We start from the raw sequence: 18,238 nt of genomic DNA, 5'->3' as shown, positions 1-18,238 counted from the left end.
CCCTTTTTCGTCGAATTTTCGCCCTCGCGCCGATTTGACCGTGCGCGTGGCTTTTTAACGCCACTTGTTCAGCGTTGCCCTAAGCCGTGTAGAAGTAACGCACCAGATGGAAGAAGATCGGTGCCGAGAAACACACCGAGTCGAGCCGGTCGAGCATGCCGCCGTGGCCTTCGATCATATGGCCCCAGTCTTTCACGCCGCGGTCGCGTTTGATCGCGGACATCACCAGCCCGCCGGAGAAACCCATCAGGGTGATGGCCAGCGCCATGCCGGCCGCGGCCAGTGGCGAGAATGGCGTGATCCAGTACAGCGCCGCGCCCAGCGCGGTGGCGCTGGCGATGCCGCCGATGAAACCTTCCACGGTTTTCGAGGGCGAGACATTCGGCGCGATCTTGTGCTTGCCGCAGAGCTTGCCCCACACGTATTGCAGTACGTCGCTGGATTGCACGACGATGATCAGGAAGACGACCAGCAGCAGGTTGCGCTCCTCGTAACCCGCGATGTTCAGTGCCAGCAGCGCTGGCACATGCGAGATCGCATATACGCAGATCATCAGGCCCCATTGCGTTTGCGTGGCGCGTGCGAGGAAGTTGGTGGTGTCGTGCCCCAGGCACGCCAGGAAGGGCATCAGCAGGAAGGCATACACCGGCACGAAGATCGAGAACATGCCGTACCAGTTTTGCCACACGAACACGTATTGCAGCGGCAGAAAGATGAAGAAGCAGGCCAGTAGCGCAAAGTGATCGCCGCGCCGGGTGTTGCTCAGGGTGATGAATTCACGCAGCGCGAAGAAGGAAATCAAGCCGAACAGCAGCACCACGCCGGTATGCCCACCGAGTAGTGCCACACCAATCACCGCCACCATGATCCACCAGGCATTGACGCGTGCATTCAGATTGGCGACCACGCCATTGTCGCGCCCCAGCTTCCAGCGCAGCAGCCAGCCCACCACGCTGGCAAACAGCAGCACTGCGCCGATGCCCATGAACAGATGCAGGGTCGCCTCGCGCGCGGCCTCGGGGACTTGATTGGGAAGGCTTTGCAAGGTGTTGGTCAGGTTCATGGGTTTCGCTTTTTGGGTGAGTCGCTTCGTTCGTGCATCATTGCTTCGGCATCATATCCAGCACCGCCTGCCGCGCCCGCAGCAGAAATTCCGGCTTGGCTTCCTCGGCGCCCAGCGCCACCGGCGTCCCAAAGCTCAGGATGCATACCAGCGGCACCGGCAGCAGATTGCCCTTGGGCATCACGCGGTTCAGGTTTTCCATGCGCACGGGTACGAATTCCACGCCCGGATTGTCGCGCACGAGATGATAGAGCCCGCCCTTGAAGGCCTGCATCTCGCCATCCAGCGAGCGCGTGCCTTCAGGGAAGAAGATCAGCGAATCGCCCGCATCCAGTGCCGCCTGCAGCGGTGCCAGCGGGCTCTGTCCCGGTTTGGGCCGGGCGCGATCCACCAGAACGCCGCGGAACACGCGGTGGATCAGATAACGGCGCAGCGGTGAGCAAGCCCAGTAATCGGCGCCGGCCACCGGGCGGGTTTTGTATCGCAGACGCGGTGGCAGCAGCGCCCACAGCAGCAGAAAATCCAGATGGCTGGAGTGGTTGGCAAAATACAGGCGCTGGCGCGCCTCAGGTTTGCAGCCGAGCCAGTTGGCATAGGCACCGGTGAGCAGGCGCGCCAGCGCGATCAGAAAGAGTCCGACGAGTCGATCAAGCCATTGCATAGAGGACGCCGACACCCGCCAGCACAAGGATAAGTTGCCCGCATATTACCGCAGCGAGGCGCACGACCAGCCCTTTGGTTGCTGCTGCGCGCTGCACCAGATCGCGCGCATCCGCACCCTTGTGCAGGCCCAGTTGGCTCAGCGCGGTGTCGAAATCCGGCAAAGCATTGTGGCTCTCCGCCTGCGCTGCGATCAGTTCGAAAGCCGCCACGTCAAAGCGGATGCGTAGCGCAAACCAGGCCAGCGGCAAGCCGGATGCCAGCGCCGCAGCGAACAGCCATAGCGCGTAAGGCGTCGAGTGTCGCGTTGCCAGCAAGACACCGGCGGCGGCCGTTCCACACAGAATCCAGCCGAAGACTTGCAGCGGGTGCGTGCTGCGCAGGAAGGTGGCGGTGAGGGTGGCGAGATGTTCGGCGGAAGTCATGCAAGCCTGGTCAAGTCATGGAATTGTTCGGTTTTGAGCACCACCTGCGGCCGCACCCGCCGGATCGCCGCGAGTGCTTCCTCAGGCGTAAAGCCGCGATGCTGCACCAGCCAGGCAGCTACGCAGGCGGCACTGCGCGAGAAACCAAGGGCACAGCACACCCATACGCCGAGACCCTGCTGACGGGCTTCTTCAATGGCCTGCGCTGCAGAAGTAAGCTGCGCGGGGCTGAGCGGAATGAGATCCATAACAGGCAGGCTGGATGCGGCTCTTGGGCTTGCCGGTAATGAAAGCTCTGCACAGAGGTCGACGACGTGGTGGATGTCGTGCTGCGCCTGCGTGGCGGCGTCGGGTTGGCGGCCGAGGAATACGCCATCATGGACTTCGACGCCGATCGGCAGTTTGCGCGTCCATAACCAGACATTGAGGCGCGCAGCGGCGAGGTGGGGGCCGAAGAACATCCAGCTGCGCCAGGGCATGCGCGTGCCTTGTTTGCCGAAGTGCGTGGCCTCGCCGCCGAGGTAGATGGCGCCAACGCCGGCCAGCGAGGCGGCTAGCCAGTAGAACGGCCAGGCGCTGGCGGCCGGGAAGAGGGCTGCTCCGAGGCTGGCGACCAGTGTGGCACCGGCGAGATAGATGAGGCCCAGACGCAGGCGTTTGCCACCGGCTTCATGGCCGCGCCAGCGCCAGCTTGCGTTCGCCTCAGGCACTAGCAGCAGGCACAGCGCGCCGGCCGAAAGTCCGGTGACGAGATCAATGAAGTGGTGCTGCCAAGTGGTGAGCACCGAGATGCCGATCAGGGCAAACCATGTGTGCAGCAGCCAGCGGATTGGTTTCTGGCCGGTAAGATCCGCATAAAACCGCCACAGTACGACAAGCAGGCAGATGTGCAGCGAGGGCGCCTGATTGAATGGCAGATCGAAGCCGGTCAGCGCATCGAACATGGCGCCGGTCCAGCCGTCGGTGGCGGGCCGGGTAAAACTGAAGCGCAGCGGCCACAGCAGGAAGCCCGTGATGCAGATGATCTGTGCGGCGAGTAGGCGATAAGCGAGGCGGAAGAGTTCGGCCTTGCTGCGCGCGGCGAAGAGTGCCGCGGCGTAGAGAAAGTCGATGCTCCAGTAGGGCAGGATGGTCCAGGCGAGGAAGGGGATGTGGCGTTCCCAGGCGAAGACGTAGACGCTGACGTCGCTGCGCTGCGCCGTGAAATGATTGGCTGCTGTGTAGCTGCCGAAGAACAGCACACCGAGCAGCGCGCCCCAGAGCAGCGCCCAGCGCCAGGGCCGTTGGCTCTGCTGCGGTAGCGGGCTGCCGGAATCAGGCGGCATTGCGCCGTGCAATCGATACCGTGAAAATTCCCCAGTCGTCAGCCAGGGTTTGGATCTTGCTGAAGCCCGCGGCCTCGACCAGCTGATCCATTTCCGCCTGCACGCGGCGGCGCATGATCCAGGGCTTGCCATCGCGATGGCTGCTGAGGACGCGGGCGATGAACTCCAGCTGCGGGTGCCAGGGCTGGCCGGTGTAGATCAGGTAGCCGCCGGGCTCGATCGCGTCTGCCAGACCGGCCAGCGAGGCACCGAGCATGGCGTTGTCGGGAAAGAGTTCGTACAGGCCGGAGACGACGCCGATGGTCGGTTTCGGCGTGATTTCGCTGAGCGAGGCACGATCAAAGGCATCGCCCTGCACGAAGCGGGCGACGTCCTGCAGACCCTTGGCGGCGATGAGCTGATTGCCCTTTTCGACATTCAGCGCGGAGAAGTCGCGCAGCAGGATGGAGTCCGGCTTGTGTGATAGTTTTTCGATACCTTCGAGGATGTAGCGCCCGTGGCCGGCGGCGATGTCCAGCACGTGTGTCGGGCGGCCCTGGCCGCGCAGGTCCGTGATGGCTTGTCGCAGCAGTTGCTCGACATGCAGTTTGCGCTGGCGGATGCCGCGCCAGCCGATGGAGTCCAGATAATTGCGGTCGATCAGGCGGCCCAGCGCGGTAAAGCCGCGTGCGCTGTTGCGATACACGTAATCAAGCGTGCTGCCCGAATCGAAGCCGGTGGAAAAACCCAGGCGCACGCCTTCGGAAAGACGGCCGATCGTGGCCATCGACAGGCGTGTCAGCGCAAACATCCAGCGCTTGGGACTCCAGATGGAGAGCGGCTGAGACAGCTGCTGGTATTCGTTGAAGGTGTAACCACTCGTGTGGCTGTCGAGCAAGGCGGGTTGCACCAGCGGCATCATGAAGCGCCCGAGCAGGAAGGTGCGCAGATGGCCGATGGCCTGATGCCGCGATTTCTCGCCCAGGGTGTCGTGAAAGAAACCGTCGAGCACGTGCTTCTCTTTCACGCTGCTGCCCAGATGCGCGAAGAAGTCGTGCTGCGGTTTGTGATGCACCACCCAGTCGGCGCCGGAAATCAGTAGCTGAGTCGGCACGTGAATGGCGCCGGCATCGCCGACGACGCGCTCGGCCGCTTCGTAGAGTTCGAGCAGGATGTTGACCGAGATCGGCCGGGCGATCAGCGGGTCGCGATTGTAGGAGGTGATGCGCTCTTCGTCATGGGTCAGGAACTTGGCCTTGACGTAGGAATTGACGAAAAAGTTGCCGCGAAATTTCTGTTGCAGGCGCAGACCGGTGCGTGCGAAGGGCACGTAGAGTTTGACCTTGAAGGCCGGCGAAGCCAGCGACATGCAGCGGATCTGTGGCGCGTAGTCATGCACCCAGGTGCTGACCAGCACGGCGCCTACGCTTTGTCCGATCACGGCCACGTCGCTGAGGGCGACGCCCGTCTGTTCTGCGGCGAAGCGTACGAATTCATCCACATCGCGGACCGAGCGGCCGATGCTCGGGCTGAAACCGCGCGGCCCGGCAGTGCGTCCGTTGCCGCGTGCGTCCCAGGCGTAGAAGGCGAATTCCGGCAGTTTCAGTTCGTCCACCACATGCATCATGCGGCCTGAATGTTCGTGGCCACGGTGGAACATCACGATCACGCCACGCGGTTTCTTGCCCTTTGCAGGCCAGTGGCGGTAAAAAAGTTGCTGGCCATCGCTGGTTTCAAACAGGCTTTCGGTGGGGGTGCGACGCATGAACTCTCCGGACGTGTAACTGATTAATGTGCTGTCTGAACCCAGATTATCCACTAGTCGGCCCTACGGGCCTGTACGAGTGCTGGCGGACGGTTTGCGGTCATTTTTGCAGCTTGCTCGGCGTCCATGGGAGGAACCATGGACTTCTCTCAATCTACAAAACTGTCTCGCAACCTGCCTCGCCATCATCTCGCGCCCTAATGAATAATCTGGGTTGAATCTGCAACGCTCAGGCGCGTGCTTCCTTCAACCCTTGCTGCACCCGATTCACAATGGTCCAGACGCAGAGCAGGCTCAGCACCGGGAACAGCCACAGCAGCCAGGCTTGCACCGGCAGGCCGAAGCCGATGCCCAGGGCCAGTGCGCCGATGGCGAAGGCGCGGTCACTCTTGCCGAAGGGGCCGTCATAGCGGCGCGAGGCACCGACCATCAGGCCGATCACGCCTGTCATTTCGACCATGATCGACAGGGCGATGAACACGCCCACCGCCAGCGCCGAAAAATGCGCCAGGAAGGCGAAGGGCAGATACAGGCAGGCATCCGCGATCACATCGGTCAGCTCGTTCAGATAAGCGCCCAGCGGCGATTTCTGTCCGAATTCGCGCGCCAGCATGCCGTCAATCGCGTTGAAGGCCATGCGCAGGAACATCCATAAAGGGATCGTCAAAAACAAGGCAGGGCGCGGGTCTGCACACAGCCAGATGCCGAGTGCCACGGAGACGATACAGGCGGCGAGGGTGACCTGGTTGGCGGTGATGCCAGCGGCAAACAGGGCGCGCACCAGCGGACGCAGCAGGGCCTGGAATTTCGGTTTGAGGGCGTAAATGCTCATTGTGTAACGGTGTCTGGCGCAGTGCTGAGGCGCAGAGTATTCCGCAGCGGGGCAGGTTTGGCAATGCAGGCCGGCCAGCGGCAGGTGCCGGTTTCTGTTGATCCCGGCTTGCTGCAAAATAAAGCATGCCTGAAGAGCCGCGATGGACGGCCATCTTCGGCTGACTGTCATGGAGACGCCCGCTGCAAGGGGATCTTCAGCAGGCAGGGATTTCGCTCCGATGCAACTTGCGCGTTTTGCCCGCCTCTGCGACGCTGGCGGCATTCCGCGCAGAGGCTTTTGCCATGACCGAAGATGACAAGAATTCCAGCGCCTGGCTATGGCTGGCGCTGACCGCTGCTGCGATGCTGGCGATCACAATGGGGGCGCGCCAGTCGCTGGGCCTGTTCCTTTCGCCCTTGAATACCGCAACCGGCCTCGGCGTGGCGAGCATCAGTCTGGCTATGGCGGTGGGCCAGTTCGTGTGGGGCGCGGTGCAACCGGTGGCGGGGGCGGTGGCGGATCGTTATGGCTCCGGCCGCGTGCTGGTGGCTGGTTTGTTCGTACTTTCGGCGGGCTTGGCGCTGACGCCATTCATGCACTCAACATTGGGTCTGAGTCTGACGCTGGGTGTGTTGATGGCTGCCGGCTCAGGTGCGGGCAGCTTCTCGGTGTTGATCGGTGCGGTGGCGCAGCGCCTGCCGGCGCAGCATCGTGGCATGGCGTCCGGCATCATCAATGCGGGCGGCAGCTTTGGTCAGTTCGTGTTCGCGCCGGTAGTGCAGGGCCTGATCCTGCTGGCCGGCTGGATGGGCGCGATGTGGGCGCTGGCGGTGATTTCCTTGTGCGCGCTGCCGCTCGTGAGCATCCTGAAGAAGCCCGCCAGTATTGCCTCTGCAGCCACCCATGCGGCACAGCAAGGCGGGGAGCGGCTCTCCAGTGTGTTGCGTGGCGCCTTGCAGGATCGCAGCTATCTGCTGCTGCACGCGGGCTTTTTCACCTGTGGCTTCCATATTGCGTTTCTGGTGACGCACCTGCCCGGCGAGGTAAATCTATGCGGTCTGCCAGCGGGCGTGGCGAGCTGGTCGCTGGCGATCATTGGCTTGGCCAATATCGTTGGCAGCCTGATGGCTGGCTGGGCGGTGCAGCGCTATCGCAGCAAGATGGTCCTGTTCTGGATGTACGCTTCGCGCGCCGTGCTGATCCTGCTGTTTCTGGCCGCGCCGAAGACGGCGCTGACTTTCTACGTGTTCGCTGCAGGCCTCGGCGTGACCTGGCTGGCGACGGTGCCACCGACGGCCGCAGTGGTCGGCAAGCTGTTCGGCAACCGTTATCTGGCGACACTGTTCGGCCTGACCCTGTTCTCGCATCAGGTCGGCGGTTTTCTCGGTGCCTGGCTGGGCGGGCTGGCGCTGGCACACTGGGGCAGTTTTGTACCGATGTGGTGGGCTGACATCGTGCTGGCCGCGCTGGCGGCGCTGGTGAATCTGCCTATTCGGGAGGCAATGGTAGTGCGGCACGCTGCATAGAGCCTGGTTCTGCTAGCAGGCGCGCCGAAGCTCTTGGCGCTTGACGTCTGCAGGATTAAGACTCCGTTAAGTTACAAGGCCTAACCTGCACAGTGTAGGAGGGCATTCCGCCCGGCCCCGATGAAGAAGGAGTCAATCATGAAAAACCGCGTCAGTCGTTCCTCTATTGCTGCTGCTCTTGGACTTGCGTTGGTAATCGTACCTGCTTCGGTTTTGGCTGCGCCGATGTCCAGTTCTGAGGTGACGCAAGCGGAACTGGATGCCTTGCAGCAAGGCCAGTCACGCAGCGAAATCATTGATAAGCTGGGTGCGCCTGAAAATGCGCCGAAGTGGCTGGATGGTTCCAGTTCGCTCGTCTACGAGATTCTAGATCCGGTGCTGGGTTGGCAGCGGGTCTATGTGGATATTGACACCGATGGCAAACTGCTAAGGGTCCAGACGCCGATGAGCAACTCCGCTGCCGAGTCTCAAGAGTGAAGCAGCCCGGCGTGTCCTCGGCTTCGAGCGCGAGGTCAGGGGCATGCCGGTTTGAGGGTGATAAAACTTCACTTTTGGCCATTTATCCATACATGCTGATCGTCCGGGTCTAGGCTCTTATCAAGGCCGCCATTTCCAGGTCTCACCTGCAGGTCGCGGCTTCTGAAAACGAGGCTTTCCACGCATTGCCGCAGCCTCATGTCGAGGAGTTCACTCACCGTGCGCTTGCTGCTGGTTGAAGATGATCGAATGATCGGTGAGGCGGTACTTGATCTGCTTCGGGCAGAGGGCTTTGCAGTCGACTGGGTGCGTGACGGATTGATGGCTGATACGGCACTGGAAAGTCACTCCTATGATCTTGTCCTGCTTGATCTTGGTTTGCCACAGCGTGACGGGATCGAGGTGTTGCGGGCTCTGAGGGCTCGTAAATTGCGCACCCCCGTGTTGATTGCTACTGCACGCGATGCCATCGTGCAGCGCGTGGAGGGTCTGAACGCGGGCGCCGATGATTACATCGTCAAACCCTACGATCTGGATGAATTGCTCGCCCGTATCCGGGCGCTGCTGCGACGCAGTGCGGGTCGAGCAGAGCCGGTTTATGAATATCAGAATGTCAGCATCAATCCGGGCACCAAGGAGGTGCTGATTGGTGAGCGTTCCGTCATTCTTTCGGCCCGTGAATGGGCTGTGCTGGAGTTGCTGCTGGCCCGACCCGGTATGATTCTGTCGCGCACCCAGCTGGAAGAAAAGCTTTTTAGCTGGAAAAACGAGATCAACAGCAACGCGGTCGAGGTCTATATCCACGGTTTGCGTAAAAAGCTTGGTGCCCGCTTGATCCGCAACGTGCGTGGCGTCGGTTATCTGGTTCCCAAACAGTAGGGGGCCGTGGTGAGACTTGCCATTTATTCCATTCGCCGCCGCCTGCTTCTGGTGCTGGCTGTGGCCATCTCTGTCGCGACCTTGGCCCAGGCGGGTATCTCCTATCGTGTCGCACTGCGCGAGGTCGACGCCATCTCCGACTATCAGATGCTGCAGATCGCCAATGCCGTACGGCGCGGCGTCCCGGAGCCGACTCTTTCTCCTCTGAAACGGCAACCCCGCAAAGGCGAGGAGCCTAGCTACCGCCTGAAGGTTCAGCTTCTGCCGGAATTGCGCGGAGGCGGTGGCAACGCGCTCGGTACATCGAACACCGTCCAGGTGGAGCAAGGCTTTTCCATGCGTCAGATCGATAACAAGACCTTTCGCGTATTCCTGATGCCCATGCACAACAAACTCATCGAGGTCACCCAGAACATCGCTGAGCGCGATCGCAGTGCGCGCGAACTCGCCTTGCGAACGGTTCTACCCATTCTGAGCCTTGCGCCTTTCATGCTTGGTGGCGTCTGGTGGAGCATCTCTCGCGCCTTGCGCCCGCTCATGAAGTCGCGTGACGAAGTAGCTCTGCGTGATGCCAACGATCTGCACGCTTTACCGACAGAAGGGGTTCCAGAAGAGATCCAGCCATTCATTGCCAGCATCAATGCCCAGTTCGCTCGCGTCAGCAAGGCTTTTGCTGCGCAACAGCATTTTGTTGCCGACGCCGCGCACGAACTGCGTTCCCCGCTGGCTGCCTTGCGCCTGCAGGTTCAAGGCTTGCAACGTGCCGGCTCTGTCGAAATGCGCACACTTTGCACTGAACGCTTGATGGCCGGCATTGACCGTTCGACCCGGTTGATTGAGCAATTGCTGGTGCTGGCGCGTGAAGAGGCAACCGCGCCCGAGCGAACCCGGGTCAGTTTGCCACAAGCGCTTCGTCTGGCACTTTCCGACGTGCTGCCGCAAGCGCAGGCCCGGGAAATCAATATCAGTGCCAACTTGGCGGAGATTGAGAGGGAGAGGCAACTCACCGTATCCGGAAATCTAGAAGCTCTGCGCATCCTGCTGCGTAATCTGCTTGAAAACGCAGTGAAGAACACACCTGTTCAAGGAGTGATCAAGCTTTCAATGCAGTGCAATGCTGAGGGTATCGTGTTGATTCTGGAAGATAGCGGCCCCGGCATCCCTGCAGAAGAGCGTGCCCAAGTCTTCAGGCGCTTCAATCGCGGCCGCAGCCACTCTGATGGTGGCAGTGGCCTGGGACTGGCCATTGTCCAGACGATAGCCAACCGCTATTGCATCAGCATGGAGTTGGGTCAGTCTGAAACGCTTGGCGGCCTCGCCGTCAAGCTCAAGTTCATGGCTGTTTGAGTGCCGCATCGTGGCCTATTTTGAAACCGTGTGTACATGGAGTATCACAGCGTCGTCATGGGCATTTGGGTCAATACGAAACCGGCCACGTTTTCTTTCAGCAAAAAGTGTGGCCGGTCTTGGCTCCTCCAACGAATCAGCGGCGGCAGGGCTGTGGCAGTTGCTGCGGGCGAATGTCATCGGATGAGCAGGTCCAGCTGACGCCGCCTTGTGGATCTGCGCTCGGCGTCATGACGAGCGTTTTTCCTTTGAGGGCAGTCGAGGCAAAGTGGACGGTCAGCACGGCATTCTGTGGATTGACCTCAATGCGCTCCAGGCTGGGCGGTAGTGTTGAGTTGAAACCCGCTGCACCCAGATTCACAGGAATCTGTTTCTGCTGCACGTAAAATTCGCCCACGGCGCTGGCCGCTTCCGATGCCAGTGCATACGCCTGAGCTGTCTGTGCCCGCACGGTGTAGTCCTGATAAGCGAGCATACCCCGGCGGCAGACTGTCTTTGAGTCCGAGGTGCTTATGCGGATCGGCGTACGCGCCGATTCTTTGGGAAGTGTTGGTTTTTGGCGACCTGCCTGCACAGCCTCACCCAGCTTGCCTGTGCCGGCAGGGTTGGTTGGAGAGGCCCGCCGGGGCTGACCGTAAGGCTGGTGTTGGCCGGGATGATTTGCGGTTTAGGGCATCATCGGGCGATTCCGTTTCTGGACCCTTGCTGTCATGCGCACTCTCAAGATTCTTGGTTTCATCATCCTGCTGGTCTGTCTGGGAATGGGCGGCTTCATGCTTTCCTTTGGCTTTCTGTTTGTCGGCAAGCCGGCTGCACTGCTGCTGCTCTGGCCAATCGCACTCGCCATCCTTCTGCTTGCGGGTGCCGGGCTGTTCGGCTGGTTCTCCCGCCGCTTGCTCCGGGGCATCACCGCCGTGCTGGCCGCTTGTGTGCTGAGCGGTGCGGGCTGGTGGGGCTATCTCGCCTGGGAGGATAGTTTCCGCACGGTGAAGGATGAGGTCGAGCTGTGGGAGTACCGCCCATTTGGGGAATACAGCAAGATTGCCGTACTCGCCGAGCCAGCCACGCTAAAGCTCACCGGCGAGCTGCCCCGACTGGATGGCGCCACGGCGCTGTATCCGCTGTATGCCGCGTTCGTACAGGCGACTTACCCGCAGGGCGACTACGGCATCTGGGATGATCCGGTGCGCTGCTCGAAAACCACCGAGGCTTGGCAGCGCCTGATGGATGGCAAGGCGGACGTCATCTTTGTTGCACGCCCCTCGCAGAAACAGCTGGATGCTGCGAAGGCCAAAGGCCTGGAGTTCCAGCTTACGGCCATCGGGCGTGAAGCCTTCGTGTTTTTCGTGAACGCCCGCAATCCCGTCAAGGGTCTCAGTGTCAGCCAGGTGCAGCATATCTATGCTGGCCAGATCACTGACTGGCGCAGTGTTGGCGGAGAGGGCGGCGCGATCAAGGCTTTCCAGCGTCCGGAGGGCAGCGGCAGTCAGAGCATGCTGCAGAAAATCATGGAGGGCAAAAACCTGATTGCCGCGCCGCAGGCCGATGTAGTGCAGGGCATGGGCGGGATTATCCGACGCGCAGCGGATTACCGGAATTTTCCCAATGCCATTGGCTACAGTTTTCTGTTCTTTGCCACCGGCATGGTCCAGGACGACGAAATCCGCCTGCTCGCCATCAACGGGATCCTCCCCGGTCGCCAGACCATTCGTGACAAGAGCTATCCATTCGCGGCCGATTTCTACGCCGTCACCATCAAAGGCAGGGAAACCCCACAGACCCGAGCCCTGATCGACTGGGTGCTCTCTCCGCAAGGGCAGGCACTGGTTGAAAAGACAAGCTACGTCCCAATTCATTGATCCGGCTGAAAAGTCGCTGTGGGCGGACTTCTGCAAGCGGTGCCACGGCACAGACGCATGTAGTCTGGCTGTGCCGGCAGGGTGGCTGAAGACATCCGCCCCGTGCGGCTCCGCATAGAGGGCTCAGACCAGATCCGGCCCGGCTGATTGCAGGCAGTTGCGCCCGGATTGTTTGGCGCGGTAGAGCGCGGCGTCGGCCTGACGGATCAACTCTTCCGGGGTGCGCTGGCGTGAGGGGTGGAGGCTGGCGACGCCGAGGCTGACGGTAACCGTGCCGGGCCGGGTATCGTGGTGCGGTAGTGCGAGCTGGCTGATTTCGTGCTGGATGCGGCGGGCAGTGTCGATGGCGTCGTGCGTGTTCGTGTTCGGCAGGAGGACGACAAACTCTTCGCCGCCATAACGCGCAACCAGATCGCCGGCACGCTGCACGGCTTGAGTCAGGGCGTGGGCCAGGGCCTGCAGGCAGCTGTCGCCGGCCTGGTGGCCGTAGTGGTCGTTGAAGTGTTTGAAGAGGTCGACATCCAGCAGGATCAGCGACAGGGGGGCGCCGACGCGTTGCGCGCGGCTCCATTCCTGAGCGAGCATACGGTCGAAACTGCGACGGTTGGCAATCCCGGTCAGCCCGTCGGTGTAGCTAAGCGCTTCAAGCCTGGCATTGGCTTCGGCCAGCGCCTGAGTGCGTTCTTCGACGAGGGCTTCCAACTCAAGGTTGCGTTCGAGTAAGCCGCTGATCGGGTAGACCTCGCCATCCTGAACAAGGTGATAGGGGATGGAGATGCCGCTGTGCACGATTTTCCAGTCGCTGTTTTCAAGCCGGAAAATCAGCACGAGCCGCGCGGTTTCACGCGACAGGATGTGTTCGGTGGTGGGCAGGTGGATGTGGAAGAAGGCGGTGACAGCGACCACATCGTTGGTGATGTCCTGCAGGGCGATGTCGAGCATCTCGATGCGGATGTGGCCGGGGACCTGGGTGAAATCCTGGCGGGTGATGCTTATCCATTCATCCTTGCTGCTGACAAGAAAATTGCCGCCGCCGGTGTAGCCGCTGAAACTGTCGCTGAAGCGCGCGGTGAGGCGCTCGTCGCGGGACGCGTACATTTCGATGTATTCATCGAAGAGTGAGCGGATCAGGTGCTCGCGTTCCACTTGCATGAGGCAGACCTTGCTGGGGTGAGAGTGTTCGGGGCGCACGATGCGAGGCGTTGCGAAGGGTTTGTTTGAAATTTACACAAAATCGGTGCCCTCTCATTCTGGGGCATTTGCGCTGGCAGGGCAGTGTGGCTTATGGGCAGTGTCAGCCATAACGGCCGCAGGCTTGCCTGCCTTGAGGTGTTTTGTGTATTTCGTATGTCTGTACACCCGCATCCAGCCTGCCTGAGCGGGTAGGGTGTCTGGAGACATCCGCCCCGTGCGGCTCTGCAGGCAGTACATGCAATCAATGCCCGCCGGGCCTTGCGGGCTGTCGTCATGTGATGTTTGCGCGGGTATGATCGGAGGCTCTTCGTGCAGAGTTCCTTTCTGCCATTTTCAGTGAGCCCGCCTTGACCCCCATGCCATCTGCCCTGTTTGCCCGCACGCCCCTGTTGAATGGCTCTGATCTCGAGCAGACGCGGCAGGCTGTGCGCGATTATTTTCACGCGACTTTCAGCCGTTACGAGCAATTGTTCGAGACGCTGGCCTGTGATGAAGCCTGGTACGCCAAGCCGATTGCCTTGCGCCACCCGCTGATTTTCTACTTTGGCCACACCGCGACTTTCTTCATCAACAAGCTGCTGCTGGCGGGCCTGATCACCGAGCGGGTCAATCCGACCTTTGAGTCGATGTGCTCGGTGGGCGTGGATGAGATGAGTTGGGATGATCTGGCCGAGGGGCATTACGCCTGGCCGACGGTGGATGAGCTGAAGGCTTATCGCAATGCGGTGCGGGCGCGCGTCGATGCAGTGATCGCGCAGACGCCACTGAGCTGGCCTATCGACTGGAACAACCCTTGGTGGGCCATCGTGATGGGCATCGAGCACGAGCGCATCCATCTGGAGACGTCTTCGGTGCTGATCCGCCAGCAGGTACTGAGCTGGGTACAGCCGCATGCGGCTTTCGAGCCCTGCCGCGAATCGGGCGTGGCGCCGCACAATACGCTGGTGTCGGTGCCTGCCGGTGAGGTGCAGCTGGGCAAGGCGCGCGCTGACGCGCACTACGGCTGGGATAATGAATATGGCGAGCGCCACGCCGCCGTGGCGGCCTTTCAGGCCAGTAGTTATCTGGTCAGTAATCAGGAATTTCTGGATTTCGTGGAGGCCGGCGGCTATGCGCTGGACAGCGTGTGGAGCGAGGAAGGTTTGGGCTGGCGGCGTTTCAGTCACGCCCAGCATCCGACGTTCTGGCAGCGCACGCCCGAGGGCTGGCGTCTGCGCCTGATGACCGAAGTAGTGGCGATGCCCTGGGATTGGCCGGTGGAGGTGAATTACCACGAGGCCAAGGCCTTTTGTCAGTGGAAGGCAAGCTTGACCGGTTTGTCGGTGCGTCTGCCCAGCGAGGATGAGTGGGAGCGGATGTATGCGGTGGCAGGGATTGCGGAAGTGCCGGCCGCTGCGCCGGCCAACGCCAATCTGCATCTGGATCATTACGCCTCATCCTGCCCGGTGACGCGCTTTGCGCAGGGCGATTTTTTCGACGTGGTCGGCAATGTGTGGCAATGGACCGAGACGCCGATCTATCCGTTTGAAGGCTTCGAAGTCCATCCGATTTACGATGATTTCAGCACGCCGACTTTCGATGGCCGTCACAACCTGATCAAGGGTGGTTCGTGGATCGCCTGTGGCAATGAGTCGCTGCACGCTGCGCGCTACGCCTTCCGCCGGCATTTTTTCCAGCACGCCGGTTTCCGCTATGTGGTGAGCGAGGCCGAAGCCGCCGCGCCGAATGTGTTTTACGAGAGTGGCAAGCAGCTCTCGGAGTATGCCGAATTCCACTACGGCGACGAATACTACGGCGTGCCGAATTTCCCCAAGGCACTGGCGCAGATCGCGATCAAGGCGGTGGCCGGCAAGCCCGCACACAAGGCGCTGGATCTGGGCTGCGCCACCGGCCGCGCGAGTTTCGAGCTGGCGCGGCATTTCGATCAGGTTACTGGCGTTGATTTCTCGGCGCGCTTCATCAATCTGGGCGTGCAGCTGGCCGAGCAGGGCGAGCTGCGCTACACCCTGGTCGATGAAGGCGAGCTGGTGTCCTACAAGACGCGGCGGCTGGTCGATATGGGGCTGGAGTCGGTGCGCGACAAGGTCACTTTCTTGCAAGGCGATGCCTGCAATCTAAAGCCGATCCTGACGGGTTTCGATCTGATTCTGGCGGCGAACCTGATTGACCGTCTGTATAAGCCGGCGTCCTTCCTCGCCGCCGTGCGTGAGCGCCTGAACATCGGCGGCGTGTTGATGATCTGCTCGCCTTACACCTGGCTGGAGGAACACACGCGGCGTGAAGACTGGGTCGGCGGTTTCAAGAAAGATGGCGAGAACTTCACGACGCTGGATGGCCTCAAGGCCCAGCTCGGCTCGTACTTCCGCCTGATGGCCGTGCCGCAGGAGGTGCCCTTCGTGATCCGCGAAACGCGGCGTAAATTCCAGCACAGCTTGTCGGAAGTGACGCTGTGGGAGCGGATCGCCTAAAGGCTCAGCCGCAAGCAAAATCAACTGCCCGAATCATGAAATTCCACTTCAACCCGCAGGCGCTGATATGGGCGATCCTGATCTTTGTGATCGAAGTGCTGATCGCCACCATCTGGTCCCACCACCCTTGGGTGCGCGGTTTTCTGGGTGATGCGCTGGCTGTGGTGTGGGTGTATTGCCTGTTGCGGATTGTTCTGGAGGGCCGGCGCAAGTGGCTGGCCTTGGGGGCATTCGGGATTGGGTGTCTCGTGGAATTTTGCCAATATGTAGCCAAGGTCAATGCATGGCATCTGGACAGTGCGCTGCTTCGGACACTGCTGGGTTCCGTAGCCGACTGGATGGATGTGCTGGCTTATGCTTTGGGCCTGCTGGCGATCCTGACTTTTGAAGCGGCACGATCCACTCGCCATGATCAGTGGATGCGTTGCTAGAAGCCGGGTTGGTTTTGCCGAGCACCCTTTTGAAGGGAGTTGGGCGCCGCCTGCACCAGCGGAGTGCGCCGATGTCCTTGCCTAGATGTTTCTTGAAAGTGCCTTGAATTGGTGTTTTTGTCGGATAAACAAGGCCGTGCGCTGGTGGGGAAGGCGAAGAAGAACCGGGCATCCTGGTGTGGCCCACCTGTTGCTATACAGGAGTCGGACCGGTCAGGTGCGTCAGCGCTGGCTGGGTCATTCTGTCACTCCACCAAACAGGAATTTCCATGCTCTTAAATTCTTCGTATCGTATTTTCAATCTTGCGCGCGCCCTGCTGATCTGTTCGGCGTTGCTTGCCGGCAATGCCTGGGCTCAGGTCAAACCCAATATCGTGATTCTTGCCACCGGCGGAACGATTGCTGGCGCCGGAGCCTCCGCGGCCAACAGTGCCACGTATCAAGCTGCCAAGGTACCCGTCGACAAGCTGATTGCTGGCGTGCCCGAGCTCAAGGACGTGGCGAGCGTACGTGGTGAACAGGTATTTCAGATCGCGTCGGAGAGCTTTACCAACGCACATTTGCTGAGTTTGGGGAAACGCGTTTCCGCACTGTCCAAGCAGGCTGATGTTGATGGAATTGTCATTACGCATGGTACGGATACGCTCGAAGAGACGGCATTTTTTTTGAATCTGACTGTTCATACGGACAAGCCCATCGTCGTGGTTGGTTCCATGCGTCCGGGCACGGCAATGTCGGCCGATGGCATGCTGAACTTGTATAACGCCGTCAACGTGGCGGCAAATCCGAGCGCCAAGGGCAAGGGCGTGTTGGTCACGATGAATGACGAAATTCACAGTGGGCGTGATGTGTCCAAGATGATCAACATTAAAACCAATGCTTTCAACAGCCAGTGGGGGCCGCTCGGCATGATCGTGGAAGGCAAGAGTTACTGGTTCCGTGCACCGGTCAAGCGCCATACGCTGCAATCTGAATTTGATATCGATACGATTGATGCCCTGGCCGATGTTGATGTGGTTTATGGCTACGGCAACGTGCCGGCCACTGGGTATGAAGCCTTCAGCAAGGACAAGGCCATCATCAATGCGGGAACTGGCAATGGATCGGTGGCGGATCGGATTGTTCCCGTGTTGCAAGCGCTGCGGGCCAAAGGCGTCCACATCATTCGCTCTGCACGTGTGCCGGACGGGTTTGTGCTGCGTAATTCCGAGCAGCCGGATGATAAATACGATTGGGTTGTGGCACACGATCACAAACCGCAGAAGGCCCGCATTCTTGCTGCGGTGGCACTGACAAAAACCAGCGACAGCAAAGAGCTTCAGCGCGTCTTCATGGAGTATTGAGCGTTTTTTTTTCGGGTTGTGTTGCGCAGGGCTGACTCCGCCAACTCTGTATCAGCCACCCTTTTGGTCTCTGGATGCGCAGGAATTCCGGCGCATGATTGCGCCATTATTCGCACGGCTCTGCGGGCGGGCTCAAAAGCCGCCGCACGGCTGTTCGTAACGCAATCATCGGCTATGGACGCTGATATTTCTGTCGAAAGGAAATGTGATGGATGTCTATATGCATGCGGCTCTGGAACAGGCAGAACTCAGCCGCGCCGAAGGCGGGATTCCGATTGGCTCGGTGCTGGTTCATCACGGCAAGATCATCGGGCGCGGGCACAACCGCCGCGTGCAGAACGGCAGCGTCGTCCTGCATGGCGAGATGGATGCGCTGGAAAATGCTGGCCGCCTGCCGGCGCAGATCTATCGGGAATCCACGCTGTACACGACGCTGTCGCCTTGCGCGATGTGCAGCGGCGCGATCATTCTGTATGGCATTCCCAAAGTGGTGATCGGCGAGAACCAGAGCTTCCAGGGCGAGGAAGAATGGCTCAAGTCGCGTGGGGTGGCGGTTGAGGTGATGCAGGACCGCAGCTGCATCCGCATCATGAGCAACTTCATCGCAGATTACCCGGAGCTGTGGAACGAGGATATTGGCGTCTAGCAGACATGCCTGAAGAGCCGCGCGGGGCGGGCCCCTG

Annotated in this window: 17 protein-coding genes; 9 read left to right on the top strand and 8 right to left on the bottom strand. The window is 60.6% G+C overall.

The window, feature by feature from the left end:
• Positions 1-79 precede the first annotated feature (79 nt).
• From ABXR19_RS18240 to ABXR19_RS18215, 6 genes are all read right to left on the bottom strand, one after another.
• Entirely contained in the window at positions 80-1,063 is a 984-nt protein-coding gene (locus tag ABXR19_RS18240) for a phosphatidate cytidylyltransferase (RefSeq protein ID WP_354602586.1), read from the bottom strand.
• Between the two features lie 37 nt (positions 1,064-1,100).
• Entirely contained in the window at positions 1,101-1,724 is a 624-nt protein-coding gene (locus ABXR19_RS18235) for a lysophospholipid acyltransferase family protein (RefSeq protein WP_354602585.1), read from the bottom strand.
• Positions 1,711-2,148: a hypothetical protein gene (locus tag ABXR19_RS18230; protein ID WP_354602584.1), complete on the bottom strand. Its 438-nt coding sequence runs from the start codon at positions 2,146-2,148 to the stop codon at positions 1,711-1,713. The genes ABXR19_RS18235 and ABXR19_RS18230 overlap by 14 nt, the downstream gene beginning before the upstream one ends.
• Positions 2,145-3,473 carry a phosphatase PAP2/dual specificity phosphatase family protein gene (locus ABXR19_RS18225; RefSeq protein WP_354602583.1) on the bottom strand — a complete coding sequence of 443 codons (1,329 nt, stop codon included), beginning with the start codon at positions 3,471-3,473 and terminating at the stop codon, positions 2,145-2,147. The genes ABXR19_RS18230 and ABXR19_RS18225 overlap by 4 nt, the downstream gene beginning before the upstream one ends.
• Positions 3,463-5,217 (bottom strand): bifunctional alpha/beta hydrolase/class I SAM-dependent methyltransferase, encoded by a 1,755-nt coding sequence (locus tag ABXR19_RS18220; RefSeq protein WP_354602582.1) that lies wholly within the window; start codon positions 5,215-5,217, stop codon positions 3,463-3,465. The genes ABXR19_RS18225 and ABXR19_RS18220 overlap by 11 nt, the downstream gene beginning before the upstream one ends.
• Positions 5,218-5,446: 229 nt before the next feature.
• Entirely contained in the window at positions 5,447-6,049 is a 603-nt protein-coding gene (locus ABXR19_RS18215; RefSeq protein WP_354602581.1) for a CDP-alcohol phosphatidyltransferase family protein, read from the bottom strand.
• A gap of 284 nt (positions 6,050-6,333) precedes the next feature.
• On the opposite strand from ABXR19_RS18215, the gene ABXR19_RS18210 reads away from it, so the two are divergent.
• From ABXR19_RS18210 to ABXR19_RS18195, 4 genes are all read left to right on the top strand, one after another.
• A complete protein-coding gene (locus tag ABXR19_RS18210; protein WP_354602580.1) occupies positions 6,334-7,557 on the top strand; it encodes an MFS transporter in 1,224 nt (407 codons plus the stop codon).
• Positions 7,558-7,695: 138 nt separating this feature from the next.
• Positions 7,696-8,034 (top strand): hypothetical protein, encoded by a 339-nt coding sequence (locus ABXR19_RS18205; protein WP_354602579.1) that lies wholly within the window; start codon positions 7,696-7,698, stop codon positions 8,032-8,034.
• A gap of 219 nt (positions 8,035-8,253) precedes the next feature.
• On the top strand, positions 8,254-8,913 hold the full coding sequence (locus ABXR19_RS18200) for a response regulator (protein ID WP_354602578.1): 660 nt from the start codon (positions 8,254-8,256) through the stop codon (positions 8,911-8,913).
• A gap of 9 nt (positions 8,914-8,922) precedes the next feature.
• Positions 8,923-10,260, top strand: a complete 1,338-nt coding sequence (locus tag ABXR19_RS18195; RefSeq protein ID WP_354602577.1) for an ATP-binding protein — start codon at positions 8,923-8,925, stop codon at positions 10,258-10,260.
• A gap of 136 nt (positions 10,261-10,396) precedes the next feature.
• On the opposite strand, the gene ABXR19_RS18190 is transcribed toward ABXR19_RS18195, so the two are convergent.
• Complete coding sequence (locus ABXR19_RS18190; RefSeq protein ID WP_354602576.1) at positions 10,397-10,735, bottom strand: pilin; 339 nt, start codon at positions 10,733-10,735, stop codon at positions 10,397-10,399.
• A 235-nt stretch (positions 10,736-10,970) separates the two neighbouring features.
• Here ABXR19_RS18190 and ABXR19_RS18185 point away from each other — a divergent pair, with 235 nt between their 5' ends.
• Positions 10,971-12,119, top strand: coding sequence for a PstS family phosphate ABC transporter substrate-binding protein (locus ABXR19_RS18185; protein WP_354602575.1), 1,149 nt, complete (start codon positions 10,971-10,973; stop codon positions 12,117-12,119).
• Between the two features lie 123 nt (positions 12,120-12,242).
• Here the strand turns inward: ABXR19_RS18185 and ABXR19_RS18180 are convergent, their stop codons facing one another.
• A complete protein-coding gene (locus tag ABXR19_RS18180; protein WP_354602574.1) occupies positions 12,243-13,271 on the bottom strand; it encodes a GGDEF domain-containing protein in 1,029 nt (342 codons plus the stop codon).
• 398 nt (positions 13,272-13,669) lie between these two features.
• Here ABXR19_RS18180 and ovoA point away from each other — a divergent pair, with 398 nt between their 5' ends.
• From ovoA to ABXR19_RS18160, 4 genes are all read left to right on the top strand, one after another.
• The gene (gene ovoA / locus ABXR19_RS18175) at positions 13,670-15,781 is read left to right on the top strand and encodes a 5-histidylcysteine sulfoxide synthase (protein WP_354602587.1); all 2,112 of its coding nucleotides are present in this window, start codon (positions 13,670-13,672) and stop codon (positions 15,779-15,781) included.
• A gap of 35 nt (positions 15,782-15,816) precedes the next feature.
• Complete coding sequence (locus tag ABXR19_RS18170) at positions 15,817-16,212, top strand: ribosomal maturation YjgA family protein (protein WP_354602573.1); 396 nt, start codon at positions 15,817-15,819, stop codon at positions 16,210-16,212.
• A 269-nt stretch (positions 16,213-16,481) separates the two neighbouring features.
• The gene (locus ABXR19_RS18165; protein ID WP_354602572.1) at positions 16,482-17,555 is read left to right on the top strand and encodes a type II asparaginase; all 1,074 of its coding nucleotides are present in this window, start codon (positions 16,482-16,484) and stop codon (positions 17,553-17,555) included.
• Between the two features lie 208 nt (positions 17,556-17,763).
• Positions 17,764-18,201: a nucleoside deaminase gene (locus ABXR19_RS18160; protein WP_354602571.1), complete on the top strand. Its 438-nt coding sequence runs from the start codon at positions 17,764-17,766 to the stop codon at positions 18,199-18,201.
• The last annotated feature ends 37 nt before the right edge of the window (positions 18,202-18,238 follow it).

The organism is Uliginosibacterium flavum, assembly GCF_040566545.1.
GTDB classification, from domain to species: Bacteria; Pseudomonadota; Gammaproteobacteria; order Burkholderiales; family Rhodocyclaceae; genus Uliginosibacterium; species Uliginosibacterium flavum.
Note: the sequence above shows the minus strand (reverse complement) of the source record. Positions and strands in the feature narration are given on the sequence as shown.

Coding starts and splice junctions, on each gene's coding strand:
- ABXR19_RS18240 (WP_354602586.1), bottom strand. CDS start 1,063: ATGAACCTGACCAACACCTTGCAAAGCCTTCCCAATCAAGTCCCCGAG.
- ABXR19_RS18235 (WP_354602585.1), bottom strand. CDS start 1,724: ATGCAATGGCTTGATCGACTCGTCGGACTCTTTCTGATCGCGCTGGCG.
- ABXR19_RS18230 (WP_354602584.1), bottom strand. CDS start 2,148: ATGACTTCCGCCGAACATCTCGCCACCCTCACCGCCACCTTCCTGCGC.
- ABXR19_RS18225 (WP_354602583.1), bottom strand. CDS start 3,473: ATGCCGCCTGATTCCGGCAGCCCGCTACCGCAGCAGAGCCAACGGCCC.
- ABXR19_RS18220 (WP_354602582.1), bottom strand. CDS start 5,217: ATGCGTCGCACCCCCACCGAAAGCCTGTTTGAAACCAGCGATGGCCAG.
- ABXR19_RS18215 (WP_354602581.1), bottom strand. CDS start 6,049: ATGAGCATTTACGCCCTCAAACCGAAATTCCAGGCCCTGCTGCGTCCG.
- ABXR19_RS18210 (WP_354602580.1), top strand. CDS start 6,334: ATGACCGAAGATGACAAGAATTCCAGCGCCTGGCTATGGCTGGCGCTG.
- ABXR19_RS18205 (WP_354602579.1), top strand. CDS start 7,696: ATGAAAAACCGCGTCAGTCGTTCCTCTATTGCTGCTGCTCTTGGACTT.
- ABXR19_RS18190 (WP_354602576.1), bottom strand. CDS start 10,735: ATGCTCGCTTATCAGGACTACACCGTGCGGGCACAGACAGCTCAGGCG.
- ABXR19_RS18185 (WP_354602575.1), top strand. CDS start 10,971: ATGCGCACTCTCAAGATTCTTGGTTTCATCATCCTGCTGGTCTGTCTG.
- ABXR19_RS18180 (WP_354602574.1), bottom strand. CDS start 13,271: ATGCAAGTGGAACGCGAGCACCTGATCCGCTCACTCTTCGATGAATAC.
- ovoA (WP_354602587.1), top strand. CDS start 13,670: ATGCCATCTGCCCTGTTTGCCCGCACGCCCCTGTTGAATGGCTCTGAT.
- ABXR19_RS18170 (WP_354602573.1), top strand. CDS start 15,817: ATGAAATTCCACTTCAACCCGCAGGCGCTGATATGGGCGATCCTGATC.
- ABXR19_RS18165 (WP_354602572.1), top strand. CDS start 16,482: ATGCTCTTAAATTCTTCGTATCGTATTTTCAATCTTGCGCGCGCCCTG.
- ABXR19_RS18160 (WP_354602571.1), top strand. CDS start 17,764: ATGGATGTCTATATGCATGCGGCTCTGGAACAGGCAGAACTCAGCCGC.